The sequence below is a fragment of the Caballeronia jiangsuensis genome, from assembly GCF_046030135.1.
In the GTDB taxonomy this organism is placed as follows: Bacteria; Pseudomonadota; Gammaproteobacteria; order Burkholderiales; family Burkholderiaceae; genus Caballeronia; species Caballeronia jiangsuensis.
In genome coordinates this window covers 15,109-39,052 of sequence record NZ_JAQQDB010000044.1, presented here as the reverse complement: position 1 = coordinate 39,052, position 23,944 = coordinate 15,109, and the positions used below count along the sequence as shown (strand labels likewise).

The window sequence follows — 23,944 nt, the reverse complement described above, 5'->3', positions numbered from 1 at the left end:
TTTCGTCGACTGGCGCGCCTTATTTTTTGCTTCTTCCGCTTACCGCTCCAGTATCGCGACGACGCCCTGGCCGCCCGCCGCGCAGATCGAGATCAGTCCGCGCAACGGCTTGCCGTCGCTGCGTTCGGGCGCTTTCGCGAGCATCTTCGCCAGCGTGCCGACGATGCGCCCGCCCGTCGCCGCGAACGGATGACCGGTCGCAAGCGAGCTTCCGTTCACGTTCAGCCGCGCGCGGTCGATCGAGCCGAGCGGACCGTCCAGGCCCAGCGCGGTGCGGCAATATTCATCGTCTTCCCACGCGGCGAGCGTGCACAGCACTTGCGCGGCGAACGCCTCGTGAATTTCGTAGAAATCGAAGTCCTGCAACGCGAGCTTGGCGCGCGTGAGCATCGACGGCACCGCGTAGGCGGGCGCCATCAGAAGGCCTTCGCGCTTGTCGAAAAAGTCGACGGCCGCGGTCGCGGAGAACGTGAGGAACGCCTGCACCGGCAGTCCGCGCTCGGCGGCCCATTGCTCGGAGGCGAGCAGCACGGCCGATGCGCCATCGGTGAGCGGCGTCGAGTTGCCTGCGGTGAGCGTGCCGGCGTCGCGATCGAAGACGGGTTTCAACTGCGATAGCTGATCGAGCGTGACATCGGGGCGCAGGTTGTTGTCGCGCGCGAGCCCCTTGTACGGCGTCATCAGATCGTTGAAGAAACCGCGCCCATAAGCAGCCGCGAGCTTGCGATGACTTTCCTCGGTCAGCGCGTCCTGCGACTCGCGCGAAATCTTCCAGCGCTTGGCCATCAGTTCGCAGTGCTCGCCCATCGAGAGGCCCGTGCGCGGTTCCGCGTTACGCGGCAGGAGCGGCCGGAAGAACATGCCGGGCCGCAGTTTCGCGAGCGCGCCGACACGCTGACCCGCCGAGCGTCCGCGATTCGCTTCGAGCAGGATCTTGCGCATGCGCTCGTTCACGGCGATGGGCGCATCCGACGCCGTATCGACGCCGCCCGCGATGCCCACGTCGATCTGTCCGAGCGCGATCTTGTTGGCGACCAGAATCGCAGTTTCGAGGCCGGTGCCGCACGCCTGCTGCACGTCGTAGGCGGGCGTTTCCTTCGCGAGCGTGGTCGAGAGCGCGGCTTCGCGCGTCAGGTTGAAGTCGCGCGAATGCTTGACGACCGCGCCGGCGGCCACTTCGCCGAGACGCATGCCATGCAGATCGAAGCGATCGACGAGACCTTGCAGCGTAAAGGTCAGCATGTCCTGATTCGACGCGCTCGCGTAGGCCGTGTTCGAGCGCGCGAACGGAATCCGGTTGCTGCCGATGATCGCGACCCTCCGCGCTTCGCTCATGGCAGCTCCCATTCGAAATGACCACGCAGATGCGGCCGGTCGCCCGCGAGATCGCGCACTTCGAAATCGCGCGCGGCGGGCGAGGGCGCGGCGGTCCAGAGCGTGGCGTCGCCGGGCAGATAGAGCGGCGACTTGAAATCGCCGTGCGCGTGTCCGGACGCGAGCGGCTTGATCGGATGCAGCGCCGCGAGCGTGCGCGCAAGCGTCCACATGCCATGCGCGATCGCGCGTGGAAAGCCGAACGCTTTCGCGCTCAGCATATGCAGATGGATCGGATTGAAGTCGCCCGATGCCTTCGCGTAGTCGCGTCCGAGCTGCGGCGGGAGCTGCCAGCGCGCTTCGCGTGCGAGAAGCGGCACGCGCGCATCGGAAGCATCGGCGATTTCTATCGACGGTGCGGCGCTTTCGCTGCGCACGCCGCGCTTCAGATAGACGCTGTCGCCTTCCCACACGGCCTCGCCGCGCCGGTAGATACGCGTATGCAGCGTGAACGCCTGACCTTTCTGATGCGGCATGAGCGGCCCGCATTCCACTTCGATGCGCAAGCCCTGGCCCGCCGTGAGCGGACGGCGCAACCGCACGCTGTTGGACAGATGCACGACGCCGAGCGCGGACCACGGGAACGATGGATCGGTGAGCATCATCAGATGCAGGGGGAACGCGAGCACGTGCGGGAAGGTGAGCGGCACGCCATGCTCGGGGATGAATCCGCAGACGCGCGCATAGCGGCCGACCTGCTCCGCGTCGAGCTTGACGTCCGGACGCACGAGCCTGAGCGCGGGCAACTCCGGCGAGCGTGCGCGTCTGAAGAGCGCGGGCAGCGCGCGTCCGTAGAGCTTCGCGGGCGGCGGCAGGGTATCGATGACGACGGTGCGGGCGCGCGGCATGGTCGGTGCGTGCATGCGGTCGCCCCTCACGCGCCGATCAGGCTTTGGCCGCACACGCGCACCACGTTGCCCGTGATGCCCGCGCTGCCCGGACTCGCGAGCCACGCGACGGTCTCGGCGACATCGACGGGCAAGCCGCCTTGTCCCATCGAATTGAGCCGTCTGCCGGCCTCGCGCACGCCGAAGGGCATGCGCGCCGTCATGTGCGTTTCGATGAAGCCGGGCGCGACCGCGTTGATCGTGATGCCGCGCGCGCGCAGCGACGGCGCCATCGCGCGCACGCGACCGATCACGCCGGCCTTCGAGGTCGCGTAATTGGTCTGGCCGCGATTGCCCGCGATGCCGCTGATCGACGACACCGCCACGATGCGTCCCTGCTCGCGCAGCACGTTTTGCGCGAGCAGCGCGTCGTCGATGCGCTCCTGCGCCAGCAGATTGATGTCGATCACGCTGTCCCACATCTCCGGGCTCATGCGGGCGATGGTCTTGTCGCGCGTGATGCCCGCGTTGTGCACGACGATATCGATGCCGCCCGAGGCGGCAAGCGCCGCGGCGATATCGGCGGGTGCTTCGGGTGCGGCGATGTCCGCGACGAGCGCCGTATGCGCGCCGCCCGAGGGCGATGCGTCTTCGATCGACAGCATGGTCTGATCGAGCGCGTCGCGGGCGGCGTCGATATCGATCCCGGTGACGATCGCGCCATGCTCCGCCAGCACCGCCGCGATCGACGCGCCGATGCCGCGCGCCGCGCCCGTCACGATCGCGCGCTTGCCCGCGAGCGGCTTCGTCCAGCTTTCGGGTGCGGCGGCGGGCGCGTCGATGGTCACGACCTGGCCCGAGACATAGGCCGAACGCGGAGAAAGGAAGAAGCGCAGCGCCGATTCGAAATCCGCGCCATCGGCCACGCGCAGCAGATTCGACGTGATGCCGTTGCGCGCTTCCTTGCCGAGCGAGCGGGTCATGCCTTCGAGCGCGTGCTGGGCGGTGGCGGCTTTCACGCTTTCGCGCGTGGCGGGCGGACGCCCGATGACGACGATGCGTCCGTTCCTGGCGAGCGAGCGCAGCGCGTCGTGGAAGAACGCGTACAGCGAATGCAACTGGCCGCTTTCGTCGATGCCGGTCGCATCGAAGATCAATGCTTCGACACGATCGCTCGCGGATGTGTCGCGGGCGCGCGGCTCGAAGCGGCCGCTCATCGCGCCGTGGCGGGCGGCGACTGGCAGCCAGCCGGACGCGCTTTCATGCGCGATGCTCGTCATGCCGATGGCGGACAGCACGGCCAGCAGGTCATCGAAGAGCGCGGGCGACGGTCCCGCGCCGATGGCGGCCATGCCGCCGAATTCGGCGCGATCCGCGCGATGGCGGCGCAATACCTCGGGACGCGGCAGGCCGAGCGAGCGCGCGATGCTCGTGCCGAAGGGCGAATTGACGAAGTCGAGATAGCGGTCTTTCATCGATTGGCGATCGGTCGTCGGGGCGCGCGCGGCGTGGCCTCGGGCCTGCGTGGTTCAGGCGACCGTTTCCGGCCATTGCCGTTCGAGTGCCGCGCTGCGCTTTTGCAATGCTTCGAGGATACCGAAGTCTGCGGAAAAATCATCGACTTTCACCGCTTCGCGCGCATGAGCCGCCCATTCGGCCAGAAGCGCGTGCTCGCTTTCGTCGATCAATCCGCGCTCCGAGGCCGTTTGCGCCCACGCCGTCACTTCCTGCGGGCTTTGCGGCAGCGCTTCGGCCCGGCCCGCCTTGACGGCATCGCGCAGACGCGCTTCCAGCGCCGCGACGGCGGGCGTGAGCGCGAGCAACTTTTCTCCGCGCGCGATCGGATCGGTTTCGAATGCCGAAACGTGCGAGCCCGCGACGAGGCGCTCGCGGGCCTCGCCGGGCGTTTGCATCAGCATCGCGATGTCGTTGCCGAGGACATCGGCGCTCGGCGCGTGCGGCAGGCCGAACGGGAACGCGAGCGCGCGCAGCAACGCGGCGGCGGCGCGGTTCGGATAGTTCGCGAGCAAGCCTGCGAACGCGGCGCTCGCCTGATGAAGCGCGTCTTCGGCGCCCCAGCGCACGAGCGGCAGGTCGCTCTCGGGCCGGCCGTCGTCCTCGAAGCGTTTGAGTGTCGCGGACAGCAGATACAACTGCGAAAGAATGTCGCCGAGCCGCGCCGACAGACGCTCACGGCGCTTGAGTTCGCCGCCGAGCGCGAGCATCGACACGTCGGCGAACAATGCGAACGCGCTCGACAGGCGTGTGGCGGCGCGGTAGTAAGGCAGAAGACGCGCATCGGCGCGCGCGGGCTTGCGCAAGAGCGCGGCGCCGCCGAACGCGTACACGAGGCTGCGCATCGCGTTCGACGCGAGAAAGCTCGCGTGACCGAAGAATGCGTCGTCGAAATCGCGCAGCGCGCGGTGCGGATCGGCTTCGCGCGTCGCGGCCATTTCCTTGAGCACGTACGGATGGCAACGGATCGCGCCCTGTCCGAAGATGATCAGGCAGCGCGTCAGAATGTTCGCGCCTTCGACGGTGATCGAGATCGGCATCTGCTGATACGCGCGCGCCAGAAAGTTCGACGGTCCCATGCAGATGCCCTTGCCGGCGACCACGTCCATGCCGTCGTTGATCACCTTGCGCGCGCGTTCGGTGATGTGATATTTCGCGATCGCCGAGATGACCGAGGGCTTCTCGCCGAGATCGACGGCCTGCGCGGACAGGCGGCGCGCGGCGTCCATCACGTACAGATTGCCACCCATGCGCCCGAGCGCTTCCTGAATGCCTTCGAAGCGGCCGATCGACGTGCGGAACTGGCGGCGCGCGGCGGCATAGGCGCCGGTGCCGCGCACGGCGAGCTTCGCCATGCCGACGTTCGACGAGGGCAGCGAGATCGCGCGCCCGGCGGCGAGACATTCCATCAGCATGCGCCAGCCGTTGCCTACCTGCGCGCGTCCGCCGATGACCCAGTCCATCGGGATGAAGACATCGTCGCCCCAGTTCGGGCCGTTCTGGAACACGGCGTTGAGCGGCCAGTGGCGTCGTCCGATGTTGACGCCGGGATGGTTCGTCGGAATGAGCGCGCAGGTGATGCCGGGCGTTGCGTCGTCGCCGAGCAGGTGGTCGGGGTCGAGCGCGCGAAAGGCGAGGCCGAGCACGGTCGCGATCGGCCCCAGCGTGATGTAGCGTTTTTCCCATGTGACGCGAAAGCCGAGCGTCTCGCGACCCTCGTGAAGGCCGCGGCACACGACGCCGATATCCGGAATGGCGGCGGCATCCGATCCGGCGTACGGGCTGGTGAGCGCGAAGCACGGAATTTCGTCGCCGCGCGCGAGACGCGGCAGATAGTGGTTCTTCTGTTCCTCGGTGCCGTAGTGCAGCAGCAGTTCGGCGGGACCGAGCGAATTCGGCACCATCACCGATACGGCCGCCGCCGACGAATGCGTCGCGAGCTTCATGATGACCTGCGAGTGCGCATACGCGGAGAACGCCTTTCCGCCGTAGCGCTTCGGAATGATCATGCCGAGAAAGCCCTGCTCCTTGATCCAGGCCCACGCTTGCGGCGACAGGTCCTGCCAGATCGCGGTCGTGTCCCAGTCGTTCGACAGCTCGCACAGGCGCGCGCATTCGTTGTCGATGAAGCTTTGCTCTTCAGGCGTCAGCTTCGGTGCGCCGTGTTCGAGGAGGCTGTCCCATCGCGGGCGGCCGGAGAAGAGTTCTGCGTCCCACCATACGGTGCCGGCTTCGATGGCGTCACGCTCCGTCAATGACATCTCCGGCAGGATCTTGCGGAAGATGGCGAGCACGCGGCGACTCACGATCGAGCGGCGCAGCGGCTTGATGGCGAGCATGAGCGCCGGAAGCACGAAGACGATCGAGAGCAGCGTGACGCCGATAGTTCCCGTCACGCCGATGACTGGCCCGACGGCCACCCAGATCGCCAGCCCGATGAGCCAGGCGAGCGCGGGCGCCTGCAGGAAGGTGAGAGTGCCGGCGAGCAACAGGAAGGCGATGACGTAGAGCGCGGGCATCACGGGTCTCCGGAGTTTCCTGCGAGGAAGCATCCTTCATACCACGACGTCAGCTTTCAAGCAGGATCGATGCGATTAGAGCTTTCGTTCGAACCTCTTCCTGTTTAAGACCTTCACACTTCAATGCACAATAATGCGCGAGCTATTCTTTTTGCTCATATCAGAAATGAAATAATGGAATTATTGGTTCGAACTGCTAAACAAATGGGGAGGGACAGCATGAGTCTTGACGCCCCGCCTGAGCGGGGCGTCAAAGGGCGCTGTGGGTGAATCTTCGCGGGATGCGCCACAGCAAGTCACAACGCCGGGCTTCATATTGTGACCACCTGCCACGCGCATGGTGGCCACGGGAGCTTATTTGGAAATGGAGACACCGGATCACCTGGTCAGACTAAACATTGGCACGGCGCCCGAAGAACATGGCGTTACGGATTGGGTTTTTATGTTGGGCGACTTGCTTTACATGCTGATCCGCTCTGATGGAGAGGTCAGCTATCTGCATGTCCCCGTGGATATGGAGATGCTCAGCAGAATACGAGAATCGAGCGAGGGCGCAGCACACGGCATATATCGGAATATCAACGGCGAACCAACACAACTGGCGATATATCTTGCGCTGGTTTTTCTGGAGCACGATGTGTCCGCCTCGACGATCAGGCATGAACTCGGAATGTCCGAAGCGGCGATGAAATGGTTGCTCGGCGTCTGGCAATGTATCGCCGGCGTTATCGACCGAAACAATCGACTCGAACTGATTCGCCTCTTGGCATTCGATGGACATAGCTGAAACGAGCCTTGGGGATTATCGCCATATTGGTTTAATTCGGAACCTTCTGGTTGGGATCGAAACTCGACGCGCCGAAAATACAGACCGCTCGCGCGACGATCTCGCCGGTCGGGGCGCGCGAGTGGTGTCGATCCCGGGTTCGCTTGCGCAGAACCGGGACCAGTAGGAGATGTCGTGAGCGAGTTGGCGGACCCGCTCATGACGATCGCAAAACTACAGAATGCTCCTGTAGGCAGCAACCACCTGCCCTGAAATAGCGGCAACAGGAGATTAAGTGTTCCTAAACAAAAGTGTTTACCCGGTAGAGCTAAATATAAACTCTCTATTCAGAGAGGTTGCCGCAATTGATCGGAGCTACATCTACGACGACAGGCTGTTCGTGTTCAGCAACGAAGCGGACGGCTACGCTTACCGCACAAGGTCGCTCGACGGAGAGACGATCGATAACCTGCACAAGGACATTCGCGTGATCGAGGCATCGCCGGGCGGAAATTTCGGAGGACGAATCGATCCGAAACGGAAGTTTCAGGCTTTGGCGTTGCTGCGTGATGGCGCCTCGGTGGCAGCGGTTTCGCGCGGCGTGAACTTGTCGACGACGACGGTGTATCGATATCGCAAAGAATTGCAAAAGGTCGTCGCGCTGCGTCCCCGGAATACGAATTTCCTGCTGCGGATGCTTGCCTTTCCGTCCGCGCGCGTCCGTGAACGTAGCGCCGCCGGATTGCGTTCCCGCCACCGCGTTTGAATTCGCCGAGGGCGCGATTATCCTGGCGCGCCCGCTTCCCGCGCTGTGCGCGTCATATCGATGCCTCTGCGCTCGCGGCTGAAGAAAATCAGCGCAGCGATAACAACGGCGACGACGCCCGCGACGATCGCCATCGCCATGCCGTAGTCGTTGCCGTGCGACGCGGCGAGCGACGCCTGCATCGTCGCGTTCACCGCCGCGAGCAAGTTCCCGAGTTGATACACGAGGCCCGGAAAAGTCGCGCGAATCTCATCGGGCGAGATTTCGTTCAGATGCACCGGAATCACGCCCCATGCGCCTTGTACCGAAATCTGCATGAGGAACGCGCCCAGCGCGAGCATGACCGGCGTCGTCGAGAATGCCCACAGATACAACACCGGCAACGCGATCAGCGCGGCGATGAAAATCGTCACCCGCCGGCCGATCTTCTCCGACAGCGCCCCGAAAAGCAGCCCGCCGATGATCGCGCCGATATTCAGCGTGATCGTAATGAGCGAAACGGTATGCGGATCGAAATGATGCTGCTCGCGCAGGAAGGTCGGATAGAGATCCTGCGTGCCGTGCGAGAAGAAGTTGAACGCGGTCATCAGTACGATCGCGTAGATCGAGAGCGTCCAGTTCCGCTTGAGCGTCGCGAGGAGGCCGGGGCGCGGGCGCTTTTCCATCGCGCGCCACGCCGGCGATTCCGGCACGTGCGCACGCACGTACATCACGAGCAGCGCGGGCGCGACACCGATAAAGAACATCCCGCGCCAGCCGATGAGCGGATACACGACACCGAACGCAATCGACGCAAGCAGATAGCCGCTCGGATAGCCCGCTTGCAAGAGCCCCGAAACGATGCCGCGCGCTTTCGGCGGCACGGTTTCCATCGTCAGGGCAGAACCGACGCCCCATTCGCCGCCCATCGCGATGCCGAAAAGCGCGCGCAGGATGAGGAGCGTCATGAGGTTGGGGGATAGGCCGGAAAGCAGCTCGAGCAGCGAATAGCACGCGATATTGATCATCAGCGTGGGACGGCGGCCGAACTTGTCCGCGAGCCGGCCGAAGATCAAGGCGCCTAGCGGGCGCATCGCCAGCGTGAGCGTGATCGCGAAAGCGACATCCGGGATTTTCGTATTGAATTCGGCGGCGATATCCTTCAATACGAAGACCATCAGAAAAAAATCGAATGCGTCGAGGGTCCAGCCCAGATAGGCGGCAACCGTCACGTTTCTCTGTTCGCGCGTCCAACTCATGGCCAGATTCTCCGGGTCGAATAATCGATTGGCGAGTGTTGCCATGCGACGGAGCAATTAACGAACCGGCCACGGGCGCGTCGGGGCGGGCTCGCCGAGGTTCGTGCGATCGAGTGCGTGCGGCTGGATAATCGAGGCCGGGTGATCAATTCATTTACCGTTCGATGCAGAAATAATCGAATCAGAAACGAAAGAAGATCGAATTGAAAATGAAGGCGGAAAACAAAAAACCCCACGTCGATGCGTGGGGTTTTTGCGTGCGATGCGCTCGAACGAGCGTCTCGCGAAAGAGGGACCTTGGTGCCCAGGAGAGGACTCGAACCTCCACGGTGTTGCCACCGCTAGGACCTGAACCTAGTGCGTCTACCAATTCCGCCACCTGGGCCAAGGGGTACAGCAAGCCCGCTATTCTAGCGGGAACGGGCACCGTGTCAACCGTAAAGTCATATGACTTGTCGGAATCAAAAGCACGGTCTCCGCATAAAACAGAAAAGCCACCCGAAGGTGGCTTTTCCGAACATCTGGTGCCCAAGAGAGGACTCGAACCTCCACGGTGTTGCCACCGCTAGGACCTGAACCTAGTGCGTCTACCAATTCCGCCACCTGGGCAAGGGTGCGTGTACTGCAATTCGCTGCAATTCGTTTTGCGTCAGCAGCAAAGAACGCCATTATAGCGACCCCATTGTGACTGTCAAGCATTTCGACGCAATGCGTGTAACGGCGCGCCGGCCGCGCCGTATCGGCTCGCCGGCCCCGTGAGGCCTAAAAGACGGGTGTTAGAATGGCCCGCAACGATGTCCGCATTATTGGTTGCAAAGCACCGCAAAAGTCCCATCCAACGAGAAAAAACACGACTACGCCCTTGAGCAAATATCCGTATCCGATTCCGAGCCGCGAAGAAATTCTCGGCGTGCTGCGCACGAGCGAGACACCGCATGCCGCGAACGACATTGCCGAGGCGCTGTCGATCAAGCGCCAGGAGCGCGAAGGATTTTTCAAGCGACTGGCGGCAATGGAACGCGACGGGCAAATCCGCCTCGACAAGCGCGGCCACTATCAACTTACGCATCCGTCGAATTTCGTGGCGGGCCGTGTGCAGGGACATCGCGACGGCTTCGGCTTCCTGATTCGCGACGACGGCCAGGACGATCTCTTCCTGCCCAACGGCGAAATGCAGAAGGTCATGCATAACGACCGCGTGCTCGCGCGCATCGTCGGCTATGACCGGCGCGGTCGGCCGGAAGGGCATATCGTCGAAGTGACGGATCGCGCGAACAAGCGCATCATCGGCCGCCTCGTCAACGAGAACGGCGCGCTCATTCTCGTGCCGGAAGACAAGCGCATCGGTCACGACATCCTCATCACGCAGAATCCGAAGAAGGCGAAGGTCGGGCAGGTGGTGTCCGTCGATCTGACGGATTTCCCGAGCCGTCACTCGCAGCCGCTCGGGCGCGTGGCCGAAGTGATCGGCGATATCGACGATCCCGGCATGGAGATCGAGATCGCGGTGCGCAAATACGGCGTGCCGCATGAATTCAGCGACGCCGCCCTGGCCTCGGCCGCCAAGCTGCCCGACGAAGTGCGCCCCGTGGATATCCGCCATCGCGTCGATCTGCGCGACGTGCCGCTCGTCACCATCGACGGCGAAGATGCGCGCGATTTCGACGACGCCGTCTATTGCGAGCCGGTCGCCGTCGGGCGTGGTCAGGGCTTTCGCCTGCTGGTCGCGATCGCGGACGTATCGCACTATGTGAGCCCCGGCGAGCCGCTCGACGTCGATGCGCTAGATCGCAGCACATCGGTCTATTTCCCGCGTCGCGTGATTCCGATGCTGCCGGAAAAGCTGTCGAACGGTCTCTGTTCGCTGAATCCGAATGTCGACCGCTGCGTGCTCGTGTGCGACATGGTCATCACGGCGCGCGGCGAAATCAAGGCTTATCAGTTCTATCCGGGCGTAATGCATTCGGCGGCGCGGCTCACGTACACCGAAGTCGCGGCCGTGCTCACCAACACGAAGGGTCCGGAAGCGGCGAAACGCGCCGATATCCTGCCGCAGTTGCAGGACCTCTACGGCGTCTACAAGTCGCTGCATGCCGCGCGTCAGAAACGCGGCGCGATCGATTTCGATACGACCGAGACGTATATCGTCGTGAACTCGCAGGGCAAGATCGAGCAGATCGTGCCGCGTCACCGCAACGACGCGCATCGGCTGATCGAAGAATGCATGCTGGCCGCGAACGTCTGCGCGGCGGATTTTCTGAAGCGCAACAAGCATCCGGGTTTGTATCGCGTGCATGCGGGGCCGACGGAAGAGAAGCTCGAGAATCTGCGCACGTTCCTGCGCGGCGTCGGCCTGACGCTGACGGGCGGCGCCAAGCCGCACGCGAGCGACTACGCCGCGCTGATCGCGCAGATTCGCGACCGGCCCGACGCGCAGATGCTGCAATCGATGGTGCTTCGCTCGATGCAGCAAGCCGTGTACAGCCCGGACAATATCGGCCATTTCGGTCTCGCATATGAGGCGTACGCGCACTTCACGAGCCCGATTCGACGCTATCCCGACCTGCTCACGCATCGCGCGATCTACGCGATTTTGCAGGGCAAGAAGTATCTGCCGGACGTCGGTCACGATGTGTCGCTGAGCACCGGTCTCACGAAGGCCGCGCGCGAGATGCAGAAAGCCGACGACACCGCGCGTGGCCGTGCGCGCAACAGCGTCGCGATCTGGGAAGAACTGGGCCTGCATTGCTCGTCGAACGAACGCCGCGCCGATGAAGCCTCGCGCGACGTCGAGGCGTGGCTCAAGTGCTACTTCATGCGCGACAAGCTCGGCGAGGAGTACGGCGGCATGGTGAACGGCGTGACGTCGTTCGGCATCTTCGTGCAGCTGGATTCGCTTTTCATCGAAGGTCTCGTGCACGTGACCGAACTCGGCTCGGATTACTTCCAGTACGACGAGATCAAGAACGAGCTGCGCGGCGAGCGCACGGGCATCCGCTACCGGATGTCGGATCGCGTGCGCGTGCAGGTGGGCCGCGTCGATCTCGATGCGCGCAAGATCGATTTCCGGCTCGTCCGCGATACGCCGGTGAAGCCGCCGTCGCCGCGTCCGTCGGCGGGTGCGGGCGATGTCGCGAGCGTCGGCAATGGCGCAGCGGGACCGCGCATTCGCCCCTTCAGCGACGACGACGCGCCGAGCACGCGCGCTCGCGGTGGCACGAAGAAGGGCGCGCCGCTATCGGCAAGCCCGCGCGGCGGCGCGGCGGCTAAGAAGCGTGGAGCGGCGTCGAAGTCGGCGCCGCAGGGGCGGCCGGCGCGCAAGAAGCGTTAGGGCGGCGCGCAACACTGCCGCCATCGAATACGCGCGGTCCGAAGCTTCGTGCATCGGACCGCGTCGTGCTTTTCAAGATTTCAAAGGTTCGAATCAGTCATGTCACGTCTCAAGGTTCTATACGGATTTCACGCAGTGACCGCACGTTTGCGCGCGGATGCATCCTCGATCGAGGAGGTGCTGTACGACCCCACACGCAAGGATCGACGCATGCAGGACTTTCTGCGGACCGCGAAGGAAGCGGGCGTGCGGCTGATCGCGGCGGACGAATCGCGTCTGTGGGGGCTCGCGGGCAATATTCAGCATCAGGGCATCGTCGCGCGCGCGAACGATCTGCCGCTCGCGCAGAACCTCGCCGAACTGCTCGATGGCATCTCGGGCACGCCGTTGCTGCTGGTGCTCGATGGCGTCACCGATCCGCATAACCTCGGCGCGTGCCTGCGCGTCGCGGATGCGGCGGGCGCGCATGCGGTGATCGCACCGCGTGACCGTTCCGCCGGGTTGAATGCGACGGCGGCGAAAGTGGCGAGCGGAGCGGCGGACAGCGTGCCGTACATCACCGTGACGAATCTGGCGCGGGCGCTGCGCGAGCTGAAGGACGCGGGCGTGTGGGTGATCGGGACGGCGGGTGAGGCGACGGCGTCGCTCTATGAGACGAAGCTCGATGGTCCCGTGGCGATCGTCGTCGGCGCGGAAGGCGAGGGCATGCGACGTCTTACGCGCGAAACCTGCGACGAGGTCATGAATATCCCGATGGCGGGGACGGTCGAGAGCTTGAATGTGTCAGTGGCGAGCGGGGTTTGTTTGTTTGAGGCGGTGCGGCAGCGGGGGGTGAAGAAGTAAGGGCCGATGTCGGTCTTCACATCGTCCATTGAAAGCATCGAACATCGTTCATGGCGTTGAATCGACTTAGTGATCTGCTCGCCGCCGAGAGCGTGTACACGCGCGAGCAGTTGAAGGGCGTCCTCGATTCTCAGGACGCGACGATCAACACGGGCGTATTCCGTCCTGCAGGTTTCGATTCGGTCATGTTGTTCGTCACCGAAAAGAAAACGCCGGATCGAGTTCAGTATGTCGATAAGCTCGAAGGCGATATCCTGCACTGGCAAGGGCAGAACGCCGGGCGTACCGACTCGTGGATCGTGGAGCATCGGGCGCGTGGGCTGGAACTGTTGCTGTTCTATCGCACGAAGAAGTACGAGTACCCGGGCGCCGGATTCAGGTACAAAGGTCCCTTCGACTACGTCTCGCATCAGGGCGCATTGCCCGCGAGTTTCACGTTGCGGCGGGCAGGCGAGAACCTCGCCCAGGTGGAACTCAGAGCGGAAGCCGAGGCCGAAGCGCAAGTCGAAGCAAGCGGCGCTTTCGATCCTTCGAGTATCGAAGATGCCCGCAAGAAAACATTCGCCGCCATCGTCACGCGTCAGGGCCAGCCCGCGTTCCGCCGGGCGTTGCTCAACGCTTATGAACATCGTTGCGCGCTGACCGATTGCGATGTCCCGCAGGTTCTCGAAGCCGCCCACATTTGCGGCTACATGGGCCCGGAAACCAACGACGTTCGCAACGGACTCCTGCTACGCGCCGACCTGCACACGCTTTACGACTGCATGTTGATCGCGATCGATCCGGCGACTCACGAAGTGTCGATCGCTCCGGAGCTGCGAGAAAGCGAATACGCTTCGCTCGAAGGACGTTTGCTGCGTCTGCCGAAACATCCCGGGCAGCGACCAAGTCCCGAAGCGCTGCAGGTCCATTGGATGCACGTGCGTTCGATCCGGGAAGGGCAATCGTGACGGGTATGAAGAGAGCGCTCGGACTGGCCGCATCGATATCGATGTGCATCCTCACCGCCTGCACCACCACGACGCAAGACCGCGGAACCTACATCGCCGACACCCAGCATCACGCCAAAAACGCCGACTCCCGCATCCGTTTCCTCGTAATGCACTACACCGAAATCGACGAAGCGCGATCGCTCACGGTCCTGACGGGCGATGAAGTCAGCGTCCACTACGTCGTCCCCGACGCGCCGCGCATCGAAAAAGGCGAGCCGGTCGTCTACCAACTGGTGCCCGAAGACAAGCGCGCCTGGCATGCCGGCGTGAGTTCATGGCAAGGCGCGACGGAACTCAATGCGTCGTCGATCGGCATCGAGAACGTGAACCTCGGGCCTATCGGCGAGAAAAACGGCGAGCGCGTATGGCAGCCGTATCCGCCCGCGCAAGTCGACGCGCTCATCAAACTCTCGCGCGATATCGTCGCGCGCTACAACATCCCGCCGACGCGCGTCGTCGGCCACAGCGACATCGCGCCGCAACGCAAGATCGACCCGGGACCGCTTTTTCCGTGGCGCGCGCTCTACGATGCCGGCGTGGGCGCATGGCCCGACGAAGCGACTGTCGCGGCTTATCTCGCCGGACGCGATCCCAAAGCCCCGGCCGACGTGCGCGCGCTGCAGGAAAAGCTGAAGCGCTACGGTTACGACATCGCGACCGATGGCGTGCTGGACGACAAGACCCGTCGCGTCTTCAGCGCATTCCAGATGCACTTCCGTCCGTCGGACTACGCGGGCAACGCGGACGCGCAAAGCGACGCCATCGCCCAAGCCTTACTCGACAAGTACTTCGCCAACTAAAAGGGAGCTCGCGATGGGCGACTATTTCCTGCCGCTGCGCGCGTTGCACATGACCTGCGCGGGCCTTTCCATCGCCGGTTTCGTGCTGCGCTGGATCTGGATGCTGACGAATCCGCAGCTTCTGAGCGCGCGCGCGACGAAAATCCTGCCGCACATCATCGATACGCTGTTGCTCGCGAGCGCCATCGCGCTGGTCGCGATCATCGGCTTCTGGGCGAACGCCGCGTGGCTCGGCGCGAAAATCGCGGGCCTCGTCGCCTATATCGTGCTCGGCACGTTCGCGCTGAAGCGCGGCCGCACGAAGGGCGCGCGCGCCGTTTATGGCGTCCTGGCGATCGTCGTGTTCGCGTTCATCGCATCGGTCGCGCGCACGCACGATCCGCTCGGTTTCCTGCACGCGATTGCATGATCGGCGATGCGCCTCGCGCGCTCCGATAAAATCTCAGTTTTCTCCGATAAGCAGCACCGCTCCCATGACTCAAGACGAACTCAAGCAACTGGTCGGCCAGGCCGCCGCCGACTACGTGAACGCGAACGTGCCGGAAGGCGCGATCATCGGCGTCGGCACAGGATCGACGGCCAATTGTTTCATCGACGCCATCGCGAAGTCGAAGGCGCGTTATCGCGGCGCGGTGTCGAGTTCGCTCGCGACCACCACGCGGCTCGAATCGCACGGCTTCAAAGTGTTCGATCTGAACGACATCGAAACGCTCTCGATCTACGTCGACGGCGCCGATGAAATCGATGCGAGCGGCGCGATGATCAAGGGCGGCGGCGGCGCGCTCACGCGCGAGAAAATCGTCGCATCGGTGGCGGACGTGTTCGTGTGCATCGCCGATGCGAGCAAGCGCGTGCCGGTGATGGGCACGTTCCCGTTGCCCGTCGAAGTCGTGCCGATGGCCCGCACCGCGATCGGCCGCAAGCTCGCGGCGCTGGGCGGCGTGCCGATCGTGCGCGTGGCGAAGGACGGCGCGCCTTTCATCACCGACAACGGCAACGAGATCATCGACGTGAAAGGTCTTTCGATCACCGATCCGCGCGCGCTCGAAGCGCAGATCAACACGTGGCCGGGCGTCGTGACGGTCGGGCTGTTCGCCGCGCGCGGCGCGAACATCTGTCTGCTCGGCACCGAAACGGGCGTCGAGCGAATCGACTACAAGTAAAAACAAAGCCCGGCGATGCAGGCATCGCCGGGCTTTCTGCGGTCGCATCGATCAATACGCGTTGCGTCCGATGAATCCCTTGAACATCGTCATCGCGACGATCTTGATGTCGAACCAGAACGACCAGTTGTGAATGTAGAACAGGTCGAACTTCACGCGGCTCTGCATCTTCTCCACCTTTTCCGTCGCGCCGCGATAGCCGTTCACCTGCGCCCAGCCCGTGATGCCAGGCTTGATGCGGTAACGGAACATGTAGCCGTAGACGAGATCCTTGTAGAGATCGTCATGTTCGAGCGCATGCGGGCGCGGACCGACGACCGACATATGCCCGAACAGCACGTTCAGGAACTGCGGCAGTTCGTCCAGACTCGTGCGCCGCAAGAATGCGCCGACCTTCGTCACGCGCGGATCGTTGCGCGTCGCCTGCGTGACGCTGCCCGTGGTCTCCCGATGCACGCCCATCGAACGGAATTTGTAGATGCGGAACGGCCGTCCGTCCGCGCCCTTGCGATGTTGCGTGAAGAACACCGGACCCTTCGATGTCGCCTTCACGGCGATCGCGATCGCGATCAGCAGCGGTGAAAGCGCGAGGAGCGCGGTCGCGGCGAAGAGGCGGTCGAAGAGCAGCTTCGGCCACATCTGCAAAGTGCCGAGCGGGGACGTCGTCAGATCGATGGTCGCGAGACCGGCGACATCGGTCATCGAATGATTGAAGAGCGAGATGCTGCGCGTGTCGGGAATGAGCCGCAGATTCACGAAGTCATGCCGCAGCGCGTGCACGAACCGGTAGATCGTGTGTTCCTGCGATAGCGGTAGCGCGAGCCACACTTCGTCGATCTCCTCGGCGCGCACTTTCTCCACCAGCTCGTCGAAGTCGGTCAGCACGGGCAAACGATTGCCTCCGGTGCCGATTGCTGTCGTCGGAGGGTTCACGCCGTCGGCGCCGGTTGCCTGCAGTTCCGTGTCGCCGGTCGTGTCGAGCACGCACACGGGCGTGAAGCCCTGCTCGGGCGTGCTGCCCAGATGCGCGAGCAAGGTCCGCGAGAAACCCTGCGCGCCGACGATCGCCACCGTGCGCTGGTTCAGGCCGCGTCCGCGCATCAGCCGCAAGCCCGAATACACCAGCAGTTTCGCCGCGATGATGAGCGCGCCGGAGATGAGCGTCGAATAGCCGAACCACAGACGCGACACGGCGTCCATGCGATGCAGCGTGAATGCGAGCAGGAGGCCCGCTGCGACCACGGCCATCCACGCCAGCGTGACGCGCGCGAGCATCATGGCGAGCGGCTTGCCACGCCAGGTCTCGTACACGCCGAACGCGGGGAACAGCAGAAGGGCGAGTGCGGAGTTGAACGCGATCAGCAGCCTTTCGATATCGCTGAAATCGAGCGATGAAAAGCGTACGTCATGCGCGATCAATCCGCCCGCAATGATGAGACAGACATCCAGACAACGTGCCAGCCATGAAAACAAATCGTGATTTTTTTCTTGCATTAATCCAAGCCGTTAAACACTTGAGGCCGATACCGCCTCGGTTGCACGAAGACGCGGGAGCAGACGGTCGAACTCTCGCTTGACGAGCCCGTAGCATTCGCAGGCGCGGGCTTCGAGCCCTTCGCGATCCACGACCTTGATGCAGCCGCGGCTGTGATGAATCAGACCCGCGTCGTGAAGTTTGCCCGCCGCTTCGGTCACGCCTTCGCGGCGCACGCCGAGCATGTCGGCGATCAGTTGCTGCGTGACTTGCAGTTCGTTGGACGCGGTACGATCGATTTCGATCAGCAACCAGCGGCAAAGTTGCTTGTTCAACGAATGATGCCGGTTGCACGCGGCCGTCTGCGCGACTTGCGTAAGCAGCGCTTGCATATAGAGCAGCATCAGGCGGCGCAGGAAGTCCGAGCGGCCGAATTGCTCGCGCAGCGCTTGCGCACTCATGCGATACGCGAAGCCGGGACATTGCACCTGCACGCGCGTCGGCATCGTTTCGCCGCCGGTCAGCACGGGCACGCCCGTCATGCCTTCGCGGCCCACCGCGGCGATCTCGACCGAGCCGCCGTCTTCCATCGTGTGCAAGAGCGAGATGATTGCCGTCGTCGGGAAGTAGACGTGATGAATACGTTGGCCCGAGTCGCAGAGCAGTTGCTCGGTGCGCAGTTGTACGAGTTCGAGATGCGGTGTGAGCGCCTGCCATTCGTGCGCCGGAAGTGCGCCAAGCAGATGATTGCCGTGCAGGTCGGACTGGAGGGTCAGCATGATTTGTTCTCTCTCGTAACTTCGCGCGTTGCGCTTCAATTTTTATTTACTGGTGTGACCGTTTTCGAATGTCGTCGCTTTCGACCAACTCGATGAAGCATCACTCCAGCCCCGTAGCGGCCCGTTTGCGCATGAATTCGAGTTTGTTGTTCGCGCTGTTCCGGGTTGCGGGTTTCTATTAGCGAGGACTGTGCCAGTGCGGGCAATCGCAATGCTGGCGGGGCCTCATAACTCATGCACTTTTCGTGATGCAGCGCAGCGCAGCGTTTTTGTTTCAGTCTTGAACATCGGTGGTCTTAGGAATGCCTGAGAGCACCGATGAGTTTCATCAGCGCAATCCCCCCGAATGACGGTTCAGGCATTTCCGACTACCGTGCGACAAGCCTCACAGGTCGACATCCCTTCGACAGCACACCTGCTTTCGTAGGGACAATGAAAAATGATTCATCCGTGTTGCATGGGCTTCGTGGGCTATCGAACGCGCGTTATTTTCGTCAGCGCTTGATTACCCGCGAAGCCTTGCCGGACGGGGCTTTGCGGGCGAGCGGAAAAGTCTGCCGCCGTGCGTTGCATGAAGCGGAAACGTTGCGCCGATTGCACGAAGTGAAAAGTCGGTGCGTGATGCCTCGCTTGTTCGCGCCCAAGAAGCGTGTATTCGAGCGTGCAATAGCGCACACAGGGCTTGTGGGGACCCCCAAAGCGCCGCAACGAGCGGCATTTAGCCGTAAAACGTTTGCGCGTGTTTCGTCGGATCGATCGTTTCGAATATGTGTGTTCGACTGGAAGCGAGGCGCCGCGAAATGTTTCATCGGGGACAATTTCATGCGGAACCGATTTACGCGCGCGAAACGAGCTTCGCCAAAATTGCAGCGAAGACATAACGAGGTCACGGAGCGAATATACGGCGCGAACGTAAGCGAGTGAAAAACCCCTTGAAACAAGGGCTCAAGTATGTTTTTACCGAATGCGTTTTGCTTATACGAATCGACGAGTAATCCCTGCGTGCTCGAGCGATCAGCACACGATATTCGCAAGAGGCGGAATCACGCGTTCATACGCATCCTCGATGGCGTCGAACGATGCTTCGCAAAGGTCGTGACGGCCACGCGAAAGCGCGCGCGCGAGCCGGCACTGCATGACCATCGTTTCGCTCGCGATCTTGCGTGCGCCCGCGTGGGTCTGAACGGGAATATCGAAGCCCTGGTCGCGCATCCATTGCAGGTAGTGCGCGAGCAGTTCGAAATTCGCGCCGAGCTGCCTCATCATGTTGAACGCATAAACGCGCGCATACGCTTCGCCGCGCGTGATCATCGTATCGACATGCTCGGGAAACGCCGCCCGCCAGCGGGTGATGGGGCTATGCATCGGGCGGCGCAACAGATGCGCGCACAGCGTATCGGCGGAGACTTCGGCGAGTGAGGTGCCTGACATCGGGTCCCGTACGCGCTTGACGAATTCGACGTGCGGAAAAAGCGCCGGCTGCGGCGCGTGCAGACGCAATACGCCGTCGTAATCGTCACCGTCGAGAAGGTGATAACCCGTGTGATGAAAGTAGCCGAGCCGCCGCGCATCGGGATCGATCACATCAATGCCGATGGTCGTCTTCTCATGCTCGCGATGATAAGAAACCGTGCGCATGTCGGGCAGGAAGAACGCATCCACTTCGACGAGCACGATGTTCGAGCGGCGTGTCTGCACGAGCGCGCGTTCTTCGAGCGAATCGAACACGGATAGCTCCTGCACTTGCAGGCCGTAAAGCTTTTCGATGTCGTCCGGCGGCAGCTTGCCGAGCGTGAACTGATCGGCTTCGAAGTCCTGAGCAACCGTGAAGGCCAGCGCGGCGCGCGGTTCGAGGCCGTTGCCGTGCAGGATTTCTATCCATAGATCGGCGGGCGCGACGGCTTCGCGCCAGATGCGCTCGCCGCGATGCAGCGCATGCGCATGATGGCGTCGCGCACGCATGCGCAAGGGATCGAGCGACACGACGCGGGAACGACTCGCGCCTGAATCCGTCACACCGCTCGTATGGAACGCGCTCATGCCGTGACCTCGGGCCGGCAAGGCCGGCGTTCGATACCGCGCGCGCGGGTGAGCGAGTGTCCTTTTCGTTGTGCGTCTCTGTCGCGTTCGATGGCGGTATGCATTGTGATTTTCCCATGAAGGTGCCGTATTACGCGAGCGCTATCGACGCGTGCCGACGCGCGCGACGGCCCGTTTCAGCGGGCTGTCGCGCGGTCGTTTCGTTCGTCGGGCAGGCGTCTTTTTCCCCGGGACGCCTTTTTGCGTGTGGTCGGGCCTATTTGAAAGGCGCGCGAGGCCTGGGTCGGTGCGATGGCGCACCGATTTCAGGCGGGTTGGCACGTAACGTTTAATCGTCGCAACGCCGGTAATTACCGGTAAAGCATGGAGATAATCGATGAACTGGAAAACGCTGGATTTCGAACAACTCACTGCGCGTGAGCTTTATTTGATTTTGCGCGCGCGCAGTGCGGTGTTCGTCGTCGAACAGTCGCATGTCCATCTCGATCCGGATGGCCGCGATGAAACCGGCACGCACGTATTCGCGGCCGAAGACATGAGCCGTTCGATGCCTGTCCTCGCCTATGCGCGCATTCACGAAGGCGATGCCGACGATCCCGAGGTCGTGGTGGACAAGATCTTGACGAGCCCGCTGCGCCGCGGCGATGGCACCGCGCACGCGCTCATCGAACGCGTGCTCGCGGTGACCGCCGAGCGCTGGCCGGGCCGCGGCGTGCGCCTGACGGCGCCCGTGAGCCTGCGAGGCTTTTATGAGGCGTTCGGCTTTCGCAAGACCGAAGGTCCGTTTCTCGAGCACGGCATGCCCTTCATCGGTCTGACGAGAAAGAGCCGACAGCCGCGCGAGATGGCCGGCACGAGCAAGACGCTGTTCGCGCCGAGCGAGCACGCCACCACGTACGAGTTGCTCTAAGCGCCACCAGCGACGTGCCGCGTGCGCCGCAACCCGCGCGCGCGGCGACAGAAGCCAACGCATCAGTCATCACAAGGCGTGGACCGTCCGGGCATCGAGGCAAGAACAACGCAATAACATCGATCGAGGTGGCGCAGGCCGTCTCGAAGCGTGTCCTCGAAACAATAAGATCGACGCCGCCGGCCAATACCGGCGAGCGTACAAACAGCCTATCTCATGCGAATAGTCCATCTCGCCAATCACGCGCAGACGATCGGCAACGGCACCGTCAACATGATGGTCGATCTCGCCTGCATGCAGGCGAGCATGGGTCAGGACGTCGTGGTCGCATCGTCGGGCGGTGGCTTCGAGCCGCTGTTGCGCCGTCACGGCATCACGCATGTGCCGCTACAGCAATCGCGGCAGCCCTGGCGCGTGCCGTCGATGATCGCGGGCTTCAATCGTCTCATCGATCGCTTCGATCCCGAGATCGTCCATGCGCACATGATGACGGGCGCGCTCATTTCGCGTTTCGGCAGCATGCGCCGCCGCTTCGCGCTCGTGACGACGGTGCATCACGAACTGCAGAAAAGCGCATCGCTCGTGCGCGCGGGCGATCGCATGGTGGCCGTGAGCCGCGCGGTCGCGATGGATTTGCAGGCGCGCGGTATCGATCCCGCGCGCATGTCGATCGTGCTCAACGGCGCGGTGGGCGCACCGCGGCTCGTATGCAGGCCCGCCGCGAAGCCGGTGCGCCTGAAGCATCCGAACATCGTCTGCGTGGCGGGCATGTATCGCAGGAAGGGCATCGCCGATCTCCTGCACGCGTTCGCGCTCGTGCGCGAGCAGTCCGCGAGCGAGCGGGAGTTCATGTCCGAGCCGCATCTGTATCTCGTCGGGGATGGTCCCGAGCGCGCTTCGATGGAAGCGCTCGCGGCCGAACTCGGCATCGCGGAGGCCACGCACTTCACCGGCTTCGTCGCCGATGCGCGGCCCTATCTGGCGAGCGCGGATATCTTCGCGCTCCTGTCGCGCGAGGATCCGGGGCCGCTCGTGATCGCGGAGGCGCGCGAGGCCGGCTGCGCGATCGTCGCGACACGCGTGGGAGGCATTCCCGAAATGCTCGACGACGGCGCGGCGGGCGTGCTCGTGACCGCGGGCGACATCGAACAGGCGGCGGCGAAGCTGCGCTGGCTGCTGCTCGACCGGCAGGCACGCGGCCAGCTTGCGGCGCGTGCGCGGCAAAACCTGCAGCCGCTTTCGGTCGAAAGAGTCTGCAGCGAGTACATGGCGGTCTACCAGCAGACGCTCAAGGAGCGCGAATCGATGAGCCGCCGGCAGCTCGCGCTCGATGCGCGAAGGCCCCGTACGACAGATGGCGCGATTTAAGCATAGCGCTGACAAATCACCGCGCTCGCACCGCGCCACGGTACTTTCGCCCAAACCTTCCGATCATACAAAAGGACTTTCCCATCGGCCTTCCGTTCGCGTTCGCACAGAACGCCTACGAGATGCTTGCTCAAATGAGTGCATGATCGGTCCGAGGAGATCAAGGACTGCAAAAAACGCACTTGCCGCGCTGCGACGCCGCCATTCTTCAGTTTCCCTGATGAATGACTGCGCGCGCGCGGCGCGAGCGCAGCAGATACACGCGAAAGCAGAAGAAAGAAAAAAACGAAATATCGATATCGAGGTCAGAGGGATTACCCTGTCAGGAATTTCCCAACTGGCATTCGAAGCAACGAAGACGCAACGTATCTAGCACGACGAATGGACCTGTCGGGAACTCGTCGTGCCTTTCGCAGCCCGGGGAAAGCGAAAGCGATGCGCTCATACATACGGCTACGGAACAGGCGAGAAGGGGAGAAGCGAGATGGATGACAACAAAGAGCGATCGCTGGTGGCGAAGGTCATGGACGGACTGGTTTCCGGCATCGTCGAGCAAAAATATGGCGCGATACTGCCACCGCAGGACATCCTCTCGAAGGAGTTCGACGTGAGCCGCACCGTCATGCGCGAGGCGCTCTCGATGCTGCTCGCGCGGCACATGCTGGACGTGCGGCCGAAAACGGGCACGCGGATTCGTCCGATGAGCGACTGGCGTCTCATCGACGAGGATGTTGTGAGCTGGAGATTTCGCGCCAAGCCGGATCAGACATTTTTGCGCGATGTAATCGAATTCCGCATGCTGATCGAGCCGCGCGCGGCCGCATTGGCGGCGGCGCGGGCGACACCGGACGAAATCGCCGGAATCCGCGACGCGTTCGACACGCTCTCGCGTTTGCAGGTCGGCGAGCCGGAATATCAGGCGGCCGACGAAGTTCTGCACACGCGCATCGTGGCGGCGAGCGGCAACCAGTTCTTTCGCCAGATGACGGCGATCGTGCGCGGCGCGCTGGTGACGGTCAATCCGATCGTCGACGGCATCGAATCCGTGCGCGAGGCGACGCTCGCGGCGCAAAAAAGCGTCGTCGAGGCGATCGAGGCGAAGGATTCCGCCGCGGCCGAATCCGCGACGCGCGCGCTCGTCGATCTGGCGGCGGAAGAAGTGGGCCGCGCGTTCTCGCTAGAACGGGTGAACAGCCAGCCCGCCGCGCCGAACGTGAATGCATCCGCGGGGGTGTAACG

General features: G+C 63.1%; 19 protein-coding genes and 2 tRNA genes. 11 read left to right on the top strand and 10 right to left on the bottom strand.

What is annotated here, in order from left to right:
- Positions 1–39: 39 nt before the first annotated feature.
- From PQR08_RS32135 to PQR08_RS32120, 4 genes are read right to left on the bottom strand one after another with little or no spacing between them, the layout of a single operon-like run.
- Positions 40–1,335 carry an acetyl-CoA C-acetyltransferase gene (locus PQR08_RS32135; protein ID WP_250483713.1) on the bottom strand — a complete coding sequence of 432 codons (1,296 nt, stop codon included), beginning with the start codon at positions 1,333–1,335 and terminating at the stop codon, positions 40–42.
- Complete coding sequence (locus PQR08_RS32130; protein ID WP_250483712.1) at positions 1,332–2,237, bottom strand: MaoC/PaaZ C-terminal domain-containing protein; 906 nt, start codon at positions 2,235–2,237, stop codon at positions 1,332–1,334. The genes PQR08_RS32135 and PQR08_RS32130 overlap by 4 nt, the downstream gene beginning before the upstream one ends.
- Positions 2,238–2,248: 11 nt before the next feature.
- Positions 2,249–3,676 carry a 3-oxoacyl-ACP reductase gene (locus tag PQR08_RS32125; protein ID WP_250483711.1) on the bottom strand — a complete coding sequence of 476 codons (1,428 nt, stop codon included), beginning with the start codon at positions 3,674–3,676 and terminating at the stop codon, positions 2,249–2,251.
- 54 nt (positions 3,677–3,730) lie between these two features.
- Entirely contained in the window at positions 3,731–6,235 is a 2,505-nt protein-coding gene (locus tag PQR08_RS32120) for an acyl-CoA dehydrogenase (protein ID WP_250483710.1), read from the bottom strand.
- A 364-nt stretch (positions 6,236–6,599) separates the two neighbouring features.
- On the opposite strand from PQR08_RS32120, the gene PQR08_RS32115 reads away from it, so the two are divergent.
- Positions 6,600–7,022 (top strand): hypothetical protein, encoded by a 423-nt coding sequence (locus PQR08_RS32115; RefSeq protein WP_250483747.1) that lies wholly within the window; start codon positions 6,600–6,602, stop codon positions 7,020–7,022.
- Between the two features lie 274 nt (positions 7,023–7,296).
- On the top strand, positions 7,297–7,767 hold the full coding sequence (locus PQR08_RS32110) for a helix-turn-helix domain-containing protein (RefSeq protein WP_250483709.1): 471 nt from the start codon (positions 7,297–7,299) through the stop codon (positions 7,765–7,767).
- Between the two features lie 17 nt (positions 7,768–7,784).
- Here the strand turns inward: PQR08_RS32110 and PQR08_RS32105 are convergent, their stop codons facing one another.
- From PQR08_RS32105 to PQR08_RS32095, 3 genes are all read right to left on the bottom strand, one after another.
- Entirely contained in the window at positions 7,785–9,011 is a 1,227-nt protein-coding gene (locus PQR08_RS32105) for an MFS transporter (RefSeq protein WP_187605045.1), read from the bottom strand.
- Positions 9,012–9,303: 292 nt separating this feature from the next.
- A tRNA-Leu gene (locus PQR08_RS32100) sits at positions 9,304–9,390 on the bottom strand.
- Between the two features lie 137 nt (positions 9,391–9,527).
- Positions 9,528–9,614: transfer RNA gene (locus tag PQR08_RS32095), tRNA-Leu, on the bottom strand.
- 253 nt (positions 9,615–9,867) lie between these two features.
- On the opposite strand from PQR08_RS32095, the gene rnr reads away from it, so the two are divergent.
- From rnr to rpiA, 6 genes are all read left to right on the top strand, one after another.
- Positions 9,868–12,336 (top strand): ribonuclease R, encoded by a 2,469-nt coding sequence (gene rnr / locus PQR08_RS32090; protein ID WP_250483708.1) that lies wholly within the window; start codon positions 9,868–9,870, stop codon positions 12,334–12,336.
- Between the two features lie 99 nt (positions 12,337–12,435).
- On the top strand, positions 12,436–13,179 hold the full coding sequence (gene rlmB, locus PQR08_RS32085; protein WP_187604579.1) for a 23S rRNA (guanosine(2251)-2'-O)-methyltransferase RlmB: 744 nt from the start codon (positions 12,436–12,438) through the stop codon (positions 13,177–13,179).
- Between the two features lie 50 nt (positions 13,180–13,229).
- The gene (locus PQR08_RS32080) at positions 13,230–14,129 is read left to right on the top strand and encodes an HNH endonuclease (RefSeq protein ID WP_250483707.1); all 900 of its coding nucleotides are present in this window, start codon (positions 13,230–13,232) and stop codon (positions 14,127–14,129) included.
- A 5-nt stretch (positions 14,130–14,134) separates the two neighbouring features.
- Entirely contained in the window at positions 14,135–14,971 is an 837-nt protein-coding gene (locus PQR08_RS32075) for an N-acetylmuramoyl-L-alanine amidase (RefSeq protein WP_250483706.1), read from the top strand.
- Positions 14,972–14,984: 13 nt separating this feature from the next.
- The gene (locus PQR08_RS32070; RefSeq protein WP_250483705.1) at positions 14,985–15,380 is read left to right on the top strand and encodes a SirB2 family protein; all 396 of its coding nucleotides are present in this window, start codon (positions 14,985–14,987) and stop codon (positions 15,378–15,380) included.
- A gap of 64 nt (positions 15,381–15,444) precedes the next feature.
- Positions 15,445–16,134, top strand: a complete 690-nt coding sequence (gene rpiA, locus PQR08_RS32065; protein WP_250483704.1) for a ribose-5-phosphate isomerase RpiA — start codon at positions 15,445–15,447, stop codon at positions 16,132–16,134.
- Positions 16,135–16,185: 51 nt separating this feature from the next.
- Here the strand turns inward: rpiA and PQR08_RS32060 are convergent, their stop codons facing one another.
- The 3 genes from PQR08_RS32060 to PQR08_RS32050 all read right to left on the bottom strand — a co-directional run bounded on the left by PQR08_RS32060 (position 16,186) and on the right by PQR08_RS32050 (position 20,427).
- Positions 16,186–17,607 (bottom strand): undecaprenyl-phosphate glucose phosphotransferase, encoded by a 1,422-nt coding sequence (locus tag PQR08_RS32060; RefSeq protein WP_238214418.1) that lies wholly within the window; start codon positions 17,605–17,607, stop codon positions 16,186–16,188.
- Between the two features lie 33 nt (positions 17,608–17,640).
- Positions 17,641–18,387, bottom strand: a complete 747-nt coding sequence (locus tag PQR08_RS32055; RefSeq protein WP_016345545.1) for a Crp/Fnr family transcriptional regulator — start codon at positions 18,385–18,387, stop codon at positions 17,641–17,643.
- Between the two features lie 1,014 nt (positions 18,388–19,401).
- Positions 19,402–20,427: a DUF1839 family protein gene (locus PQR08_RS32050; RefSeq protein WP_250483703.1), complete on the bottom strand. Its 1,026-nt coding sequence runs from the start codon at positions 20,425–20,427 to the stop codon at positions 19,402–19,404.
- A 376-nt stretch (positions 20,428–20,803) separates the two neighbouring features.
- Between PQR08_RS32050 and PQR08_RS32045 the strand changes: the two genes are divergently transcribed.
- The 3 genes from PQR08_RS32045 to PQR08_RS32035 all read left to right on the top strand — a co-directional run bounded on the left by PQR08_RS32045 (position 20,804) and on the right by PQR08_RS32035 (position 23,942).
- Entirely contained in the window at positions 20,804–21,337 is a 534-nt protein-coding gene (locus tag PQR08_RS32045) for a GNAT family N-acetyltransferase (protein ID WP_238214322.1), read from the top strand.
- A gap of 216 nt (positions 21,338–21,553) precedes the next feature.
- Positions 21,554–22,705 (top strand): glycosyltransferase family 4 protein, encoded by a 1,152-nt coding sequence (locus PQR08_RS32040; RefSeq protein WP_250483702.1) that lies wholly within the window; start codon positions 21,554–21,556, stop codon positions 22,703–22,705.
- A 484-nt stretch (positions 22,706–23,189) separates the two neighbouring features.
- Positions 23,190–23,942: a FadR/GntR family transcriptional regulator gene (locus PQR08_RS32035; RefSeq protein ID WP_035501066.1), complete on the top strand. Its 753-nt coding sequence runs from the start codon at positions 23,190–23,192 to the stop codon at positions 23,940–23,942.
- The last annotated feature ends 2 nt before the right edge of the window (positions 23,943–23,944 follow it).